Below are 17,823 nucleotides of genomic sequence, written 5' to 3'. Positions count from 1 at the left end.
CTAAGCAATCTGTACTAACATGTATTGTCGTTTATTTGACTATAAATTTTAGAGTCAAAACTTGGTCAAATGACCTTAACCATGACCAATCATATTTATATAAACTTTATTCTCTTAGTACAGCTTTGCACCTGCCGGAATATGGTTATCCACCATAAGAAGATGAAGTTCTTCATCCTCTGAATCTTTAAGGTTGTTTACTGCTGAAAGTAACATACCACAAGATTCAATTCCCATCATCTTTCTTGGTGGAAGGTTTGTGATAGCGATAAGTGTCTTTCCAACAAGTTCTTCTGGCTCATAGAAAGCATGGATTCCGCTAAGGATTGTACGGTCTGTGCCTGTTCCATCATCAAGTGTAAACTGTAACAGCTTCTTAGACTTAGGTACTGCAACACACTCTTTTACCTTAACAGCTCTGAAATCAGACTTGCTGAATGTATCGAAATCAACTTCTTCCTCGAATAATGGCTCAATCTTTACATTTGAAAAATCAATCTTCTCTTGCTCTGCTTTTACCTCTTCTGAAGTCTTAGAACTTACGCCATTTTCAGACTTTACGCCACCGATGCTCTTCATAGTCGGGAAGAGCAATACATCCCTGATAGCAGGCGAATCTGTAAGAAGCATTACAAGTCTGTCAATACCGTAACCGATACCACCTGTAGGAGGCATACCTACAGCAAGTGCATTGAGGAAGTCTTCATCTGTGTGCTGGGCTTCTTCGTCACCGTTTTCGGCATTCTTATCCTGCTGTGCAAAACGCTCTCTCTGGTCGATTGGGTCGTTAAGTTCTGAATATGCGTTACACATTTCCCATGTATTGATGAAAAGCTCGAAACGCTCAACCTTTTCAGGGTCAGATGGCTTTTTCTTTGTAAGAGGTGAAATTGCAAGAGGATGATCCATAATAAATGTAGGCTGGATTAAGTTCTCTTCACAGTATTCCTCGAAGAAAAGATTGATGATATCGCCCTTTGTATGACGCTCCTCGAATTCAATTCCTCTTTCCTTTGCGAGTGCCTTAGCCTCTTCATCTGTCTTAATTGTATCAAAATCAACGCCTGCATATTCCTTGATTGCATCATTCATAGTAAGTCTTCTGAATGGCTTTCCGAGGTCAATCTCTGTTCCGTTGTAAGTAATCTTGGTTGTACCACATACAGTCTGGGCAAGGTGTCTGAACATACTCTCAGTAAGTTCCATCATGCCTTCATAATCTGTATATGCCTGATAGAGTTCCATAAGTGTAAACTCAGGATTGTGTCTTGTATCAACACCTTCGTTACGATATACTCGTCCAATTTCATAAACTCTCTCAAGACCACCAACAATAAGTCTTTTAAGGTACAGCTCCAATGAAATACGAAGCTTAACATCCTCATTAAGTGCATTGTAATGAGTCTCAAATGGTCTTGCAGCAGCACCGCCGGCATTAGACACAAGTGTAGGTGTCTCAACTTCCATAAAGTTTCTGCCGTCAAGGAAATTTCTGATTTCCTTGATAATCTTTGAACGCTTAACAAATGTATCCTTAACTTCAGGATTCATAATCAAATCAACATATCTCTGACGGTATCTCATATCAGTGTCAGTAATACCGTGGAACTTCTCAGGAAGTACCTGAAGGCTCTTTGAAAGAAGCGTAAGTTCTTCAACATGAACAGAAATCTCGCCTGTCTTAGTTCTGAAAATAAATCCCTTAACACCGAAAATATCACCAATATCAGACTTCTTGAAGTCTGCATATGCTTCTTCGCCGATTGCATCCTTTGAAATATAAGCCTGCATTTTACCCTTGAGGTCTGCAATGTTACAGAAAGATGCCTTACCCATTACTCTCTTGAACATCATACGTCCGGCGAAGCTTACTTCTATAGGAGAAGCATCCATAATAGCTCTTCTCTCATTATAATCAGCATTAACTGCTTCTCTTGCCTGCTGCTCGTCTAATCCTTCAGTATTTACCGCTGGTCTGTCACCAAGAAGTTCCTTCTCATGAGCTTCGTAGATAGCTCTGATTTCATCTGTATGGTGTGTTACATCATACTTTGTAATCTGAAATGGATCCTTGCCGGCATCCTGAAGAGCCTTTAATTTATCCATACGAATCTTAATCTGTTCGTTAACATCCGCTGCCTGTGTATTCTTATTATCTGCCAACTTTGTGTCTCTCCTTAAAATAAATTCGATTAATTAGTCATTGTCTACCGAAATAATCTTATATTCAATCTCACCTACAGGTGCTTCAATCTTAACTGTATCTCCAACTTTCTTGCCAATTAAAGCTGCTCCAAGTGGTGACTCGTTAGAAATCTTATTATTTAAGCTGTCTGCTTCTGAAGAACCTACGATTGTATACTCAATATCCTCATCATATTCTACATCATGAAGCTTTACAACACTTTCCATCTTAATCTTGTCTTTGCTCTTATCGTTATCCTGAATAATCTCTGCATTCTTTAAAATGTTTTCAAGTTCAACAATCTGTGCCTCGATATCACGCTGCTCGTCCTTTGCTGCATCATACTCGGCATTCTCTGATAAGTCGCCCTGCTCTCTTGCTTCCTTGAGCTTCTGTGCAACTTCCTTTCTTCTGACTACCTTGAGATTCTCAAGTAATGCTACTCTTTCCTCATAACCTTTTTTTGTAAGAAACTGCTTCTCTGCCATAATTCCTTCACCTTTCCCATTTATATACTAAAATTTTATTTGTTTATTAAAACCAGTCACAATATTATACACTACACTTTTTCTTCTGTCAATAATGTAAAACCAGACGTTCACACAGGCTTTCAAGCTCCTTAAAGTGTTCCACCTGATTCACTTCATTTCTTAATACTGCCGCATGCTTCATTCCTGCCGTATACCATGCAAAATGCTTTCTCATCTCACGGATTCCTGTATATTCGCCCTTTGCCTCTATAAGCATTGAAGCATGTCTTAAAATCATATCATGAATTTCGTTAATTGCCGGTGGCTTTATTGTTGTCCCATTATTAAGATATTCATTTATCTGATTAAATATCCACGGATTTCCTCTTGCTCCGCGGCCAATCATAACCGCATCACAGCCGGTCTCTTTAAACATGCGTATCGCATCTTCACCTGTAAGTATGTCACCATTGCCTATTACGGGAATTGATACAGTATCTTTTACTTTTTTGATTATATTCCAGTCAGCATGCCCAGAATAATACTGCTCTCTCGTTCTGCCATGAACAGCAACCGCCGCACCACCTGATTCTTCAATAACATGTGCAATCTCTGGTGCATTAAGGCTCTTATCATTAAATCCCGCACGAATCTTTACTGTAACAGGCTTTTTTACTGCCTTTGCCATAGCCTCAACAATCTGGCCGACAAGCACAGGATTTTTCATAAGTGCCGAACCTTCTCCGTTATTTACAACCTTTGGAACCGGACATCCCATATTGACATCTATTACATCAAATGGTCTTTCTTCAAGTCTTTTTGCCATATCTGCCATAATCTGCGGGTCTGAACCAAAAAGCTGTACTGCTATCGGATTTTCCGCTTCAGTCACACGAAGAAGTGCGTCTGTATTTTTATTATTGTACAAAATAGCTTTTGCACTAACCATTTCTGTATACAAAAGCCCACAGCCCATCTCGCGGCATAAAAGCCTGAACGGCAAATCTGTAACACCCGCCATAGGTGCAAGAAATACTTTATTTTCTATATTGACATTTCCTATTTTCATTGTCCGTCCTCGCCGAGGAAAAATACTCTGTAAAACATTTCGAGTGATTCAAGCAGCTCTCTTTTTTCGTACTGCATCTTCTTTATAAGCATTCCGCATGCAATATCATCATATAGCAAATCATTTTCATCTGCATCTGTTCTGAATAAAAGATTACCTTCCTCGTCAAATACAAGTTCAAGTATTCCTCCCACTTCTTCTGTAAAAAGAACACACATTATTTTAAGTTCATTTTTTATATCTTCAGGAAGTCTCGAAAATTCTTCGTTCAGATAAAATTTCTTTTCATATGCACTTGAAGCACATAATACAACTTCTTCATCAAACATATCCATATAATCCTCTCACCGATACTTCACCGGCTATTATTTTCTTTTCCTCACCTGTATCATCCACCTTTACAATAAGCCTGCCTTCATTGTCTATTCCATACGCCTCGGCAGTATATGCATCTCCTCTCTCCTCAATACGCACAGTCTTTCCTGCATTAATAAGCATTTTATTATAATCATCAACGAGCAGGCTCAAATCCTGTGTCTTTATAAATCTATTAAAATATTCCGTAAAATCATGTGCAAACTGTGCAACAACATGGCTTCTTTTTATTCTTACACCTGTCTGTACAAATATTGACGATGCCATATCTTTTATCTCGTCGGCAAATTCAGTCGTATTGACATTTATGCCTATGCCTGTAACAACATAATTGACATGCTCGGGTTCGGCACTCATCTCCGTTAAAATACCGCATATTTTCTTTTTATCAAGAACTATATCATTAGGCCATTTTATTTTGCATTGCTCTATCTTGTTATCCGCAAACGAAATGTCCTTCTCATCAGACAAAATTGCTTTGGCATCATATTTTGTAACCTTTGTTATTGCAGACGAAACAGCCATAGCTGCAACTATCGTAAGCATTGATGCCTCATCCGGTCTTATATCCGGGCGTATAAGAAGTGTCATCCAGATTCCGCTTCCCGGTGGAGAAACCCAGTTTCTTCCTCTTCTTCCACGTCCACCTGTCTGACATTCAGTTATAAAGAGAGTTCCCGATTCTTCGCCTTCTTCCGCAGCCTTTTTTGCACGGTTGTTAGTTGAATCTGTCTCATCAAAAAACACTATTTTTTTTATAATATCATTTTTATCCAGCTGGCTTTCTATTTCTGATTTCGTCAAAATATCAGGATAGTTTACAATACGGTATCCTTTATTGGACACCGCATCAAATTCATAACCTTCTTCTTTCAGCTGATTAATAACTTTCCATACAGCAGTTCTTGATACTCCGAGGCTTTCACATATTGCCTGTCCCGAAACAAAACCGTCTGCATTTCTTAATATTTTTAAAATTTTTGTTTTCATGTGAAGCCACCTTACTATTTCAATACTGCTGCAAAACACATTGCTGACAAAACCAATAATACTACCGCTGTAATTGCCAGAATAACACCTGCCACTTTATTTTTTTCCATAAAACGTTTGGCAGATGTCAATGCATTAACAAGACAGCCTGCAAGAAATATCAATGGAAATATTATTCCGCTGCTGCTTCTGAAAAATAATATCAGGATAAACATTACGCCAACACACACTGTCAGAGCTATATTGGCATAATCTATAATCATTTTTGATTTTCTGTATGCACCACTGGTTGTATAATACATATCAATTCTGCCTCCGCATTATTTTTTATAGTATATTTTATTTGTATGCACCAAGCGTAGCTGCCATAACAGCTTTGATTGTATGCATTCTGTTCTCTGCTTCGTCAAATACCACAGACTGTGATGATTCAAATACTTCATCTGTAACTTCCATCTCATCAAGTCCGAATTTATCATGAATCTGAGCACCGATTGTTGTCTTTAAATCATGAAATGCAGGAAGACAATGCATGAAAATGGCATTTTTTGATGCATTTTCCATAACTGCACGATTAACCTGATATGGTAAAAGTGCTTTGATTCTTTCTTCCCATACTTCGTCAGGTTCACCCATTGAAACCCATACATCTGTATATATTACATCTGCATCCTTAGTTGCTTCCTTCACATCTTCACATAATGTAACTGAACCACCACTTGCCTTTGCCCATTCCTTACACTGTGCAACAAGCTCATCATTTGGAAAATATTCTTTTGTTGTGCATGCAGTGAAATGAAGACCAAGCTTTGCACATACTATCATAAGTGAATTACCCATGTTGTAACGTGCATCACCCATGTATACAAACTTAACACCTTTTAAATGTCCAAGTTTCTCACGAATTGTAAGCATATCTGCAAGCATCTGTGTAGGATGATATTCATTAGTAAGACCATTCCAGACAGGTACTTTTGAATGTTTTGCAAGCTCCTCAACAATTTCCTGACCGAATCCACGATATTCTATTCCATCATACATTCCTGCAAGAACTCTTGCTGTATCGGCAATACTCTCTTTCTTGCCAATCTGGGAACCTTTAGGGTCAAGATATGTAGTGCCCATTCCAAGGTCATGTGCTGCCACTTCAAATGAACAACGTGTTCTTGTACTTGTCTTTTCAAATATAAGTGCAACATTCTTGCCGATTAACGGCTGCTCAACTACACCCTTCTTTTTCTTTTCTTTAAGTTCTCCTGCCAGATTAATAAGAAATTCAATCTCATCCGGTGTATAGTCTTTTAAAGTTAAAAAATCGCGTCCTGTCAAATCCATAGCTATCTTTATCTCCATTCCAAATATACATATTTGTGGTATAGTGTATCATAAATCATGTCTGTGTGCAATATAGAAAGAAAATCCGGGACAGCCTAGCAAATACTCAGTCTGTCCCGGATTAAATATATATAATAATTCAATTTTTATCTTACATCAGCCATATTTATTAAGATGCCGTTAATTATCTTAATAAAAAACATGACCTCCTATTATTGTAAAGCTTGAATATGCATCATAGTTTGCAATTGAAACTGATCTGAATGATGTATATGAGCCTATATTGTTCACACCTGACAATGCTTCCATTGCTGCTTCCAGACACTCCTGTGTTCTTGGACCTGCATCGAGTCTTGCCTGAAATGTTGAACTTGCATTGCCATATCCGTCAGATACACCTGAAAACTGGCTTCTTGCATAAATAACACCTGTGATTGTATTGTCATATCTTGAGTTTCTTACTCTGTTTAATACAACATTGGCTACAGCAAGTTTGCCTTCATATGGTTCCCAGCCTGATTCCCAGTCAATGACACATGCAAGAAGCCATACTTCTTCTGCACTTGCTTCCATTGTCGGATTATATGAAACACCTACATCTGTCATAGCTGCTTCAATTCTGGCAGTTCTTTCTTCTTCGGCTTTTCTTGCAGCTTCACGTTCAGCCTCTTCTGCCTGACGTCTCTGCTCCTCTTCCTCAGCCTTTATATTCTCTATCTCTTCGTTGGTATATCCGGTTCCTGCTGCATATTCTATGCTTACCTGGTCAGCATACACATATGCCTTTGACTCACCGTACTCTACCGCAATCATGCTTCCTTTTTTGCCGACTGCCTTGAATTGTGTTCCGTTGGCTGCAAAATCTGCTGCCTGTGACTTGTCAGCTGTTAAATACAATGCCGCACTGTCAGCCACAACTGTAGCACTCACATCTCCTAAGCTGCTTCCAAGTGCCTGTGCTTCCTCATTAAAACATAATTCACTTGTCTTAACAAATCCTGTAAGATTACCGGATACAATCTTTGTCCATTCTCCGACAATCTCTTCTGCAGATGCAATGCTGTTTTGTCCCATCTGACCTACAACCTCTGAATTCTCATCGGCCATTGCATACACCTGAGTATAAGGATCAGCTATGGCTATTGCCATACCTGCATACATCCCCGTTTCTTTTTCCTCCACATAACCTGTCGCAACGATGTCTGACACATTAACAGTGTAAGACGCCTGTCTCAGTTCTGTATCGAATTGTACTGTACTTTCTGGTTGCTCATAGGTAGTTTTTGCGACTGCCACTTCCGGTACAACCGGCATAAGGAACATAACTACGGCTGCCCCCGTGCAAATTGCCGCTTTGCTACTTCTAAGTTTCATAAAGCTTTCCCTTTCCGGCATTTGTTATGCCTAAACAAAATGTTACGGAATTGTTACATTTTGTTACAGATGTATTGTAGCAAAGTTACGCTTCTTTGTCAAATCTGTTAAAAAATGGCATAAAACAAGGGCTTCCACGTGTTTTGGAAGCCCTTATCTTAAAAATTTATTATTTTTTTATATTTCTAAAATATTTACAAATTAATGTCATTAACTCCGTCTCTGACGCATAGCTTCATATGTAAGCACTGTACAGGCTATTGCAGCATTTAACGATTCAACCTTACCTTCCATATGGATTTTTATAAGATTATCTGCAGCCTTAGAAGCCGCATCAGTAAGTCCATTGCCTTCATTTCCAATAAGAAATGCACTTGACTTTGTATAATCAGCCTCCGTATACTCACAACTTCCGTCAAGATGAGCCGCATAAACATTAATTCCGTTCTTTTTCATCAGTTCAATTGCACCTATAAAATCAGCAGCATAAACAAACGGAACTCTGTATATTGACCCCATAGTTGAACGTATCGTCTTTGGATTATATATATCAACGGCATTAGAACTTATCACAATGCCAGTGACACCGGCTCCCTCAGCCATTCTTACTATAGTTCCGAGATTGCCGGGATCCTGAAGATTTTCTATTGCTATTATAAGAGGTTTTCTGTCAGAACCGGCTTTGATAATATCATCAACACTGTATTCTTTCATATTAATAACAGCCATAACGCCTTGCGGAGTCTGTGTATCAGACATATGTGCAAATACGTTATCTGCAACTGTCTCAACTTTGTCATCACTCATTCCAAGTTTCTTGACAAAATCCTCATTGTCAGTTGCAAATCTTTCTGACATATATATTTTTTCAATACGGTCAAATGGTGCTTCACACACCATCTTGACACCCTCGACAACAAACTGCCTGTTTTCTTTTCTTATTTTTGACTTCTTCTGAAGCTGGATTACACGTTTAACCTGTGAACTTCCTGTACTTGTTATCATATATTTTTCCTGTTTACTTTTTATATTAAAGTCTTAAAACCACTGCTGCACATATTATGCATTATTATTTGACAAATCTGCACAATTTTACTTTGAAAGCAGTGCACTTATATTAAATTCGTACTCATTAATATCTTTCTTCATTGCAAGTGCTTCGTCTATATCAAAATCAACGAATTTGCCATTCTTGTATGCAACAAGACGGTTGCTCTTGCCTTCAACAAGCAGATCAACTGCATATGAGCCCATTACAGATGCATACATTCTGTCCTTACATGTCGGAGAACCACCTCTTTGCATGTAACCAAGTATAGTAGCTCTTGTCTCAATGCCTGTTGCTGCCTCAATACGTCTTGCCATACCTGTTGAGTGGCCTATACCTTCAGCATTAATAATAAGATGATGTTTCTTGCCTTTCTTACGTCCTTCAATAATATGATTAATAATAGCCTGCTCGTCATTATCATATCTTTCCGGAAGAAGAATATCTTCTGCACCATTGGCAATACCACACCAGAGTGCTATATAACCTGCATTTCTACCCATTACTTCAATAATACTACATCTTTCATGTGATGTAGATGTATCACGAATTTTATCAATAGCTTCCATGGCAGTATTTACAGCTGTATCAAATCCTATTGTGTAATCAGTACATGCTATATCCAGGTCAATTGTTCCCGGAAGTCCAATCGTGTTGACACCATTCTCAGCAAGCTTCTGTGCACCTCGAAATGAGCCGTCACCGCCAATTACAACTATGCCATCAATGCCGTGTTTTTTGCATACTTCTGCTGCCTTTTTCTGTCCATCTGCAGTCATAAACTCAAGACATCTTGCTGTGTAAAGAATAGTTCCGCCTCTCTGGATAATATCAGAAACGCTCTTCTTATCCATGTCTATAACTTCATCATTAATAAGACCATTATATCCTTTTTGTATGCCTTTAACTTTAAGCCCTTTGTTCAGTGCAGTTCTGACAACAGCTCTTATCGCTGCATTCATTCCCGGTGCATCACCACCGCTTGTTAAAACACCAATTGTTTTTATTTCCTTTGCCATAACTACTCCTTCCTTTCTGCTCTTCCTATGAATATCTTAAAATAATATTACCGCAATCGCGTCCGTATTTCAACTATGTTGTTTCAACATTTTTAATACCGTACTGTGCCCTGAGTGATGCCAGAATATCAGGTGTAATCCTGATGTTTCTGCTCTGCGGAAGTGCAATCCTCTTATTTTCTTTTGTGCAGTAAATTATAATCGAATCTTTTCCGTCTGAATATTTTAATTCTTCCGCTAAATCCGCCGCTTTTTTTAGATATTCTTCCTCGCTTGCAAATCTTATCCATAATTTTCGCGGAACATCTTCAAAAGGGACTACGCTTTCGCATATAAGCTTCGCATTTTCATCTGCATTAGCATTAACTCTGCCTGTTATGAATAATTTATCAGTTCCTTCTATTATATTCCTATATGTCGAAAATGTCCTCGGAAATACAATTACTTCAACAGTTCCCACCAAATCCTCTATTGTAAGATATGCCATAAGCTGCCCTGTTTTCGTAGGTTTCACCGATTTTGCCATAATCATTCCGCCGATTGTTGCCTTTGAATCCACTTTGACTTTCGGCTCACCTGTCTCATCATCAATCTCAAAATCTGTGGACATTGCTGAAATATGTTTTTTCCACATAGCAGCATATTCATCAAGCGGATGTCCGCTTACATAGACTCCCAGCACTTCTTTTTCAAATGCAAGAATATCTTCCTTTGTATACTCACTTACATCCGGCATTTTTATCTCAAATTGTGATTTTTCACTCTCATCAACAAGGTCAAAAAGCGACATCTGTCCCGAAATCGCATCTTTTCCCTGCTTTGCCTCATTATCAAGCATGCGTGCATACACGCTCATCATCTGGCGTCTGTTATTTCCAAATGTGTCAAACGCCCCCGATTTTATAAGATTTTCGAGCGTACGCTTGTTTAAGTCAGTATACAATCTGCTTATAAAATCCTGCATACTTGTAAAACGGCTTTTATTTCTTTCATCAATTATAGCTTTTATCGTCGGTCTTCCAAGCGATTTTACAGCTGAAAGACCAAATCTTATCGCATTGTCTTCAACCGAAAATTCCATATCCGAAGTATTTACGTCAGGAGGAAGCATCTGTATATTCATCTGACGGCATGCATAGATATAACCCGCCACCTTATCAGTATTATCGACAACCGACGTCATAAGAGCCGCCATAAATTCCACGGGGTAATATGTCTTTAAATATGCTGTCTGATACGCAACAACCGCATAACATGCCGCATGTGACTTATTAAATGCGTACTTTGCAAAGTCAATCATATCATCGTAAATCTTATTAGCCGTTTTTTCATCTATTCCATTACTTATACAACCCGGTACATTTTCCTCCGGATTGCCATATATGAAATTCTGCCTTTCTTTTTCCATGACAGACGTCTTTTTCTTAGACATTGCACGACGGACAAGGTCACTTCGTCCAAGCGAATATCCGGCGAGGTCACGCACTATCTGCATTACCTGCTCCTGATATACAATACAGCCGTATGTCGGCTTTAATATCGGTTCAAGCATAGGACAGTCATACGTAATATCTTCTGGATTATTCTTTCCTTTTATATACTGTGGAATGAAATCCATAGGTCCCGGTCTGTAAAGCGATATTCCGGCTATCAGGTCTTCTATGCTCTGCGGCTTTAATTCTTTCATGAAGTTCTTCATTCCCGCACTTTCAAGCTGGAATATACCTTCACATTTACCGGTGCTTATCATGTCATAGACATTTTTATCTTCATAATTAATATTATCTATTGAAAATTCCGGATTTTTCTTTCTCGCCAGCTTTTCGGCATCCTGAATTACTGTAAGTGTTCTAAGCCCCAGAAAATCCATCTTTAAAAGGCCAAGTTCTTCAAGCGTTGTCATAACAAACTGTGCCACTACAGCACCGTCTGCCCCTGTCGCCACAGGAACATACTCATCTACGGCTTTCTGGCTTATAAGCACGCCAGCCGCATGCATTGACGCATGACGAGGTAATCCTTCAAGTCGTTTACTCTTATCAATTAAATCATGGACCTGTGCATCATTTTCATATGCATTACGCAAATCCGGATTTTCCTGTATTGCTTTATCTATTGTTATTCCTATTTCTCTAGGTACCATTTTTGCAATATTATCAACCATTGCATAAGGAAGATCAAGCACTCGTCCAACATCCTTTATTACAGCTCTTGCCGCCATCGTTCCGAATGTTACAATCTGAACAACACAATCCTTTCCATATTTTTCCACTACATAATCTATAACTTCCTGTCTTCTCTCATAGCAGAAATCCACGTCAATATCGGGCATTGATACTCGCTCCGGATTAAGGAAACGTTCAAAAATAAGACTATACTTTATCGGGTCAATGTCTGTTATTCCAAGGCAATATGATACAATGCTTCCCGCTGCTGAACCTCTTCCCGGTCCTACAGCTATCCCATGTGTCTTTGCATAATTAATATAGTCCCATACTATAAGGAAATAATCTACATAACCCATCTTGTGAATAACCGACAATTCGTACTCAAGACGCTTCTTTTTTTCTTCATCTGCATCCGGATATCTTCGTTTCATGCCCTCATTACAAAGATGATTGAGATATGTCCATGAATCAAACCCCTGCGGTACCTCAAAGTGCGGTACTTTTGTTACGCCAAATTCAATCTCAACATTACATCTTTCAGCTATTTTGCATGTATTTTCAAGAGCCTGTGGTGCATACGGAAACAGTTCTGCCATTTCTTCCGGCGATTTAAGATAATACTGTCCACCGTCATATCTCATTCTGTTTTCATCTGTAACTTTTTTACCTGTCTGTATACAAAGAAGAATATCATGTGCATCAGCATCCTGTGCATATGTATAATGCACATCATTGGTACATACTAAATCAATCCCCAATTCCTGCGACATGCGGATTAACTGGGGATTGACATACTTTTGTTCAGGGATTCCATGATCCTGCAGTTCAAGAAAGAAATTACCTTTACCAAAAATACCTTCATACCGCTTTGCTGCCTCACAACCTGCCTCGTACATGCCTCTTGCAAGATATCTTTGTACTTCACCTGCAAGACACGCACTTAATGCGATAATACCCTCATGAAACTGCTCCAGCACTTCATAATCAACACGCGGCTTATAATAAAATCCTTCCGTGAATCCTCTTGAAACAATTTTCATAAGATTTTTGTATCCGGTATTATTTTCAGCAAGGAGGACCAGATGATAATATCTGCTCTCTGATTCTCCCGGCTGCTTATCAAATCTTGAACCCGGGGCAACATATACCTCACATCCAAGAATCGGCTTTATGCCAACTTCTTTTGCTGCTTTGTAGAAATCTATCACACCGTACATTACTCCGTGGTCAGTTATTGCAAGACTCTTCATTCCAAGCTCTTTTGCTCTTGATGTAATCTCTTTTATCTTGCTTGAACCATCAAGAAGCGAATACTCCGTATGGACATGTAAATGTGTAAATTCCATTATTACCCCTTTTTCTGAAACATATTTTAATTATTTGTACTGTTTTTTGTGTTTTCTGTATCTTGAGAATCTTCCTGTTTTCCAGAATTATTCTCGTAGCTGTTCGATTTATTTTTTCCAACATTATCCCAGAAATCATCTACAGGACCGCTTACAGTTGACGAATAACTTCCGTCTTCTGCAAATGTTACGCTCTCTGCAACTTTTTCTGACTTAGACATTGCACTTGTGTCCACCGGTTCCGGAATTCCTTTTACTTCTCTGTAAATCTTCATAAATTCCTTACCTGTAATTGTCTCTTTCTCATAAAGGAACTTGGCAATTTCATCAAGGACATCCCTGTTTTCTGAAAGAAGCTGTTTAGCTTCTTCAAAACATCTCTTCAATAAATCTTTTACTTCTTCATCAATTATGGCTGCTGTCTCATCTGAACAGTTAAGTCTTGCATTACCGTCGAGATACTTGTTTTCAACTGTCTCAAGACTCATAAGACCAAATTTTTCTGACATGCCATACTGTGTAATCATGGCTCTTGCCATCTGTGTAGCCTTTTCAATATCATTTGATGCACCGGTTGTAACAGTATCAAATACAATCTCTTCTGCAGCACGTCCGCCAAGAAGTGTGACAAGCCTTGCCATAAGCTCATCTTTTGTCATAAGATACTTCTCTTCCTCAGGCACCTGCATTACATAACCAAGTGAACCCATTGTTCTTGGAACAATAGTAATCTTCTGGACCGGTTCAGCATCTTTCTTTAATGCTGTAATAAGTGCATGACCCACTTCATGGTATGCGACAGTTCTCTTTTCCTCACGGCTAAGAATCCTGTCTTTCTTCTCTTTACCTGCAATTACAACTTCGACAGCCTCAAAAAGGTCTTTCTGTGAAACTACATTTCTGCCATCCTTGACAGCTGCAATAGCCGCCTCATTAATCATATTTGCAAGGTCTGAACCAACAGCACCACTTGTCGCAAGTCCGATTGCTTCCAAATCAACAGTATCATCCATAAGAACATCTTTTGAATGAACCTTAAGTGTATCTATTCTTCCCTTTAAATCCGGTTTATCTACAATAATTCTTCTGTCAAGACGCCCCGGTCTTAAAAGTGCCTTATCAAGTACTTCCGGTCTGTTAGTCGCAGCAAGAATAAAAAGTCCCTTAGATGAATCAAAACCATCCATCTCAGCAAGGAGCTGGTTCAATGTCTGTTCACGCTCGTCATTTCCACTGCCATATCTCGAATCACGACTCTTACCGATTGCATCAATCTCATCAATGAAAATAATACATGGTGCAAGCTTCTGTGCTTCTTTAAATAAATCTCTTACTCTTGACGCACCCACACCGACAAACATCTCTACGAAATCTGAACCTGCAAGAGAGAAAAACGGCACATTAGCTTCACCAGCTACCGCTTTTGCAAGGAGTGTCTTACCTGTACCCGGAGGTCCTACAAGAAGTGCACCCTTTGGAAGCTTAGCACCTATTCTTGCATATTTATCAGGATTATGAAGGAAATCAACAATCTCTGTAAGTGATTCTTTTGCCTCATCCTGACCGGCAACATCTTTAAATGTAACACCTGTCTTCTTCTGTACATATACCTTTGCAGTATTTTTGCCGACACCCATGCCGCCCATCATACCGCTTCCTTTTGCAATCTTTCTGTATATGAATGAGAAAAGGAATATCATAAGCAGCAATGGAAGTACATATACAAGAAGGAAATCTATAACAGATGAACTTGAGTCAGGAATATAACCTGTTATTGTAATATCTGAATGTTCCTTCAATGTCTGCACAAGTTCATCATCATTAATATATGCTGTGTAATATGTGTACTTAATCTTTCCCATTGCGGTATCTTCAATCGTATCATCTGAAGGAGTTATTATAATTCTATCCTGTTCAAACTTAACTTTTGAAATCTTGTTCTCATCAATCATATTAAGAAATTCAGAATATGAAATCTCTTTATATGTTGCATTCTTTAACATTCCATTAAGAAATGTGATACCGATAAATGTAACAACACATGCTATCGTAAGCAGTATTATTGTATTCCAGTTCTTTGGCTTCTTCTCGTTATTATTATTTCTTCCGCCGCCTCTGTTGCCATTATTATTGCGGTTATTGCCCGGTCCATTATTGTAATTATTATAGTTGTTATAATTACCCGGTCCATACCCATTAGGTCCTCCCTGCGGTCCGTTAGGCATTCCGTTGTAACCTCTGTTACCGCTGTTATAGCCATTACCGCCATTATTGCCATATCCGCCGTTATAACCATTACCGCCGGCGTTACCCTGTGGATTATATCCGCCATACCCCTGTCCGTTACGGTTATTATTATTATCCGGTGACGGATTACTGCCATTGCCGTTATTAAGTGGTCTGCCATTTACATTATCGCCGGAATTTCTGTTATCATTTTCCCAGTTTCCCATATATTCTCCATTTCTAATTTTATAATAAAACAGCACTTATGTATATTGCTGAGTTTATTATCAAAAAATAATATGATTGTCTTCTTAATTATATAGATTAATATTTTATAAATCAATCAAAAACAACTAATTTTACTTATTTTATACTAACTTTATAATTTTATCATGCCCCTCTGTAATATATTTATCTATTTATTTTGAAAAAATATGTGGAAATTAATAACGACTCGTTGTATAATGGTTTTAAATATTAAATGATTTGTCCCGGTAGTGTTTTATTTTGTGCTGCCGGATATTTATTTTTAATGTATTTTTAATAACAATTTTTTACAGCCGCAACCCGGCAGAATGGAGGAAATAATGCCCGTAAAATATGTATTCGTCACCGGTGGTGTCGTTTCAGGACTTGGAAAAGGAATAACTGCTGCGTCATTAGGACGTTTATTGAAAGCCCGCGGTTTTTCAGTAACTATGCAGAAGTTTGATCCATATATCAATATCGACCCAGGCACCATGAATCCTATTCAGCATGGTGAAGTATTTGTTACCGATGATGGAGCCGAGACTGACCTTGACCTCGGACATTATGAAAGATTCATTGACGAAAGTCTTAATAAAAATTCTAACGTAACTACAGGTAAGGTTTATTGGTCAGTTCTTCAGAAAGAACGCCGCGGTGATTTTGGTGGAGGCACTGTTCAGGTTATTCCTCATATCACTAACGAAATCAAAAGCAGATTTTACCGCGACTACTCAGATGATAAAACTAAGATTGCCATCATCGAAGTCGGTGGTACTGTAGGTGATATCGAAAGCCAGCCTTTCCTTGAAGCAATCCGTCAGTTCCAGCACGAAGTAGGACGTGAGAATGCTATCCTTTGTCACGTTACTCTCATACCTTACCTCAAGGCTTCAGGTGAGATGAAGACAAAGCCGACACAGGCAAGTGTAAAAGAACTTCAGGGAATGGGTATCCAGCCGGATATTCTTGTATGCCGTACTGAGCATCCTCTTGAACCTGGAATTAAGGATAAGATTGCTTTATTCTGTAACGTACCTAAGTCACACGTACTTCAGAATCTTGATGTTGAAATTCTTTATGATGCACCACTTGCAATGGAAGATGAACACCTTGCACAGGTTGCATGTGAATGTCTCCAGCTTGACTGTCCAGAACCGGATCTTGACGAATGGCGTGCAATGTGTAAAGCATGGAAAAATCCTACAAAGAAAGTTACTGTTGCCCTTGTTGGTAAATATATACAGCTTCACGATGCTTACATCAGTGTAGTCGAAGCATTAAAGCACGGCGGTGTATACAATTCAGCTGATGTAACTATCAAATGGGTTGATTCAGAAACTGTTACAGCTGAAAATGCAGCTGAAATTCTTGGCGATGTATCAGGAATCCTTGTTCCTGGTGGTTTCGGCGACAGAGGTATTGAAGGCAAGATTCAGGCAATCCGCTATGCAAGAGAACACAATGTACCATTCCTTGGTCTCTGCCTCGGAATGCAGTTATCTATCGTTGAATTTGCAAGAGATGTAATCGGTTATACAGATGCACACAGCGTTGAATTAAAACCGGATACTACACACCCTGTAATTCATCTTATGCCTGATCAGGAAGGCATTGATGATATCGGTGGCACATTAAGACTTGGCTCTTATCCTTGTGTTCTTGATAAAACAAGCAAGGCTTACGAGCTTTATGGTGAAGAGCAGATTCATGAGCGTCATCGTCATCGTTATGAAGTTAATAATGATTACAGAAAAGTTCTTACAGAAAACGGCATGAAGCTTTCAGGTATTTCTCCTGACGGAAGAATCGTTGAGATGGTTGAAATTCCTTCACATCCATGGTTCCTTGCAACTCAGGCACATCCTGAATTAAAGTCTCGTCCTAACAGACCACATCCGCTTTTCAGAGGATTTATCAAAGCAGCTCTTGATTATCAGGAAAATAAATAAAAATAAATAAATCCCGGTAA

13 protein-coding genes are annotated in these 17,823 nt (G+C 38.8%); 1 reads left to right on the top strand and 12 read right to left on the bottom strand.

Annotated features, from left to right (window positions below; translation table 11 throughout):
* Positions 1–114: 114 nt before the first annotated feature.
* The 12 genes from lysS to ftsH all read right to left on the bottom strand — a co-directional run bounded on the left by lysS (position 115) and on the right by ftsH (position 15,604).
* Positions 115–2,106: a lysine--tRNA ligase gene (gene lysS, locus H8S01_RS05170; protein WP_243204230.1), complete on the bottom strand. Its 1,992-nt coding sequence runs from the start codon at positions 2,104–2,106 to the stop codon at positions 115–117.
* 90 nt (positions 2,107–2,196) lie between these two features.
* A complete protein-coding gene (gene greA, locus H8S01_RS05165) occupies positions 2,197–2,673 on the bottom strand; it encodes a transcription elongation factor GreA (protein ID WP_021865266.1) in 477 nt (158 codons plus the stop codon).
* 88 nt (positions 2,674–2,761) lie between these two features.
* Positions 2,762–3,724 carry a tRNA dihydrouridine synthase DusB gene (dusB, locus tag H8S01_RS05160; protein WP_021865267.1) on the bottom strand — a complete coding sequence of 321 codons (963 nt, stop codon included), beginning with the start codon at positions 3,722–3,724 and terminating at the stop codon, positions 2,762–2,764.
* Positions 3,721–4,053, bottom strand: a complete 333-nt coding sequence (locus tag H8S01_RS05155; protein WP_186836550.1) for a DUF6145 family protein — start codon at positions 4,051–4,053, stop codon at positions 3,721–3,723. The genes dusB and H8S01_RS05155 overlap by 4 nt, the downstream gene beginning before the upstream one ends.
* The gene (locus H8S01_RS05150; protein WP_186836430.1) at positions 4,046–5,089 is read right to left on the bottom strand and encodes a biotin--[acetyl-CoA-carboxylase] ligase; all 1,044 of its coding nucleotides are present in this window, start codon (positions 5,087–5,089) and stop codon (positions 4,046–4,048) included. The genes H8S01_RS05155 and H8S01_RS05150 overlap by 8 nt, the downstream gene beginning before the upstream one ends.
* A 14-nt stretch (positions 5,090–5,103) precedes the next feature.
* Positions 5,104–5,391 carry a hypothetical protein gene (locus H8S01_RS05145; RefSeq protein ID WP_021865270.1) on the bottom strand — a complete coding sequence of 96 codons (288 nt, stop codon included), beginning with the start codon at positions 5,389–5,391 and terminating at the stop codon, positions 5,104–5,106.
* Positions 5,392–5,428: 37 nt separating this feature from the next.
* Positions 5,429–6,424: an ornithine carbamoyltransferase gene (gene argF, locus H8S01_RS05140; RefSeq protein WP_186836429.1), complete on the bottom strand. Its 996-nt coding sequence runs from the start codon at positions 6,422–6,424 to the stop codon at positions 5,429–5,431.
* 189 nt (positions 6,425–6,613) lie between these two features.
* Positions 6,614–7,798: a cell wall hydrolase gene (locus H8S01_RS05135; RefSeq protein ID WP_186836428.1), complete on the bottom strand. Its 1,185-nt coding sequence runs from the start codon at positions 7,796–7,798 to the stop codon at positions 6,614–6,616.
* Between the two features lie 210 nt (positions 7,799–8,008).
* Positions 8,009–8,803, bottom strand: a complete 795-nt coding sequence (locus tag H8S01_RS05130) for a TrmH family RNA methyltransferase (RefSeq protein WP_186836427.1) — start codon at positions 8,801–8,803, stop codon at positions 8,009–8,011.
* 87 nt (positions 8,804–8,890) lie between these two features.
* Complete coding sequence (pfkA, locus tag H8S01_RS05125) at positions 8,891–9,865, bottom strand: 6-phosphofructokinase (RefSeq protein WP_021865274.1); 975 nt, start codon at positions 9,863–9,865, stop codon at positions 8,891–8,893.
* Positions 9,866–9,938: 73 nt separating this feature from the next.
* A complete protein-coding gene (locus H8S01_RS05120; RefSeq protein ID WP_186836426.1) occupies positions 9,939–13,379 on the bottom strand; it encodes a DNA polymerase III subunit alpha in 3,441 nt (1,146 codons plus the stop codon).
* A gap of 26 nt (positions 13,380–13,405) precedes the next feature.
* Positions 13,406–15,604 (bottom strand): ATP-dependent zinc metalloprotease FtsH, encoded by a 2,199-nt coding sequence (gene ftsH / locus H8S01_RS05115; protein WP_186836549.1) that lies wholly within the window; start codon positions 15,602–15,604, stop codon positions 13,406–13,408.
* A gap of 588 nt (positions 15,605–16,192) precedes the next feature.
* Here ftsH and H8S01_RS05110 point away from each other — a divergent pair.
* Positions 16,193–17,803 (top strand): CTP synthase, encoded by a 1,611-nt coding sequence (locus H8S01_RS05110; protein WP_021865277.1) that lies wholly within the window; start codon positions 16,193–16,195, stop codon positions 17,801–17,803.
* The last annotated feature ends 20 nt before the right edge of the window (positions 17,804–17,823 follow it).

Source organism: Lachnospira hominis (ex Liu et al. 2021), assembly GCF_014287955.1.
GTDB classification, from domain to species: domain Bacteria; phylum Bacillota; class Clostridia; order Lachnospirales; family Lachnospiraceae; genus Lachnospira; species Lachnospira hominis.
This window is presented reverse-complemented; position numbering and strand designations above follow the sequence as displayed.

Bases quoted from the DNA above. Each gene is read 5' to 3' on its own strand.
- lysS (WP_243204230.1), bottom strand. From the start codon at position 2,106: ATGGATAAATTAAAGGCTCTTCAGGATGCCGGCAAGGATCCATTTCAG.
- greA (WP_021865266.1), bottom strand. From the start codon at position 2,673: ATGGCAGAGAAGCAGTTTCTTACAAAAAAAGGTTATGAGGAAAGAGTA.
- dusB (WP_021865267.1), bottom strand. From the start codon at position 3,724: ATGAAAATAGGAAATGTCAATATAGAAAATAAAGTATTTCTTGCACCT.
- H8S01_RS05155 (WP_186836550.1), bottom strand. From the start codon at position 4,053: ATGTTTGATGAAGAAGTTGTATTATGTGCTTCAAGTGCATATGAAAAG.
- H8S01_RS05150 (WP_186836430.1), bottom strand. From the start codon at position 5,089: ATGAAAACAAAAATTTTAAAAATATTAAGAAATGCAGACGGTTTTGTT.
- H8S01_RS05145 (WP_021865270.1), bottom strand. From the start codon at position 5,391: ATGTATTATACAACCAGTGGTGCATACAGAAAATCAAAAATGATTATA.
- argF (WP_186836429.1), bottom strand. From the start codon at position 6,424: ATGGATTTGACAGGACGCGATTTTTTAACTTTAAAAGACTATACACCG.
- H8S01_RS05135 (WP_186836428.1), bottom strand. From the start codon at position 7,798: ATGAAACTTAGAAGTAGCAAAGCGGCAATTTGCACGGGGGCAGCCGTA.
- H8S01_RS05130 (WP_186836427.1), bottom strand. From the start codon at position 8,803: ATGATAACAAGTACAGGAAGTTCACAGGTTAAACGTGTAATCCAGCTT.
- pfkA (WP_021865274.1), bottom strand. From the start codon at position 9,865: ATGGCAAAGGAAATAAAAACAATTGGTGTTTTAACAAGCGGTGGTGAT.
- H8S01_RS05120 (WP_186836426.1), bottom strand. From the start codon at position 13,379: ATGGAATTTACACATTTACATGTCCATACGGAGTATTCGCTTCTTGAT.
- ftsH (WP_186836549.1), bottom strand. From the start codon at position 15,604: ATGCCTAACGGACCGCAGGGAGGACCTAATGGGTATGGACCGGGTAAT.
- H8S01_RS05110 (WP_021865277.1), top strand. From the start codon at position 16,193: ATGCCCGTAAAATATGTATTCGTCACCGGTGGTGTCGTTTCAGGACTT.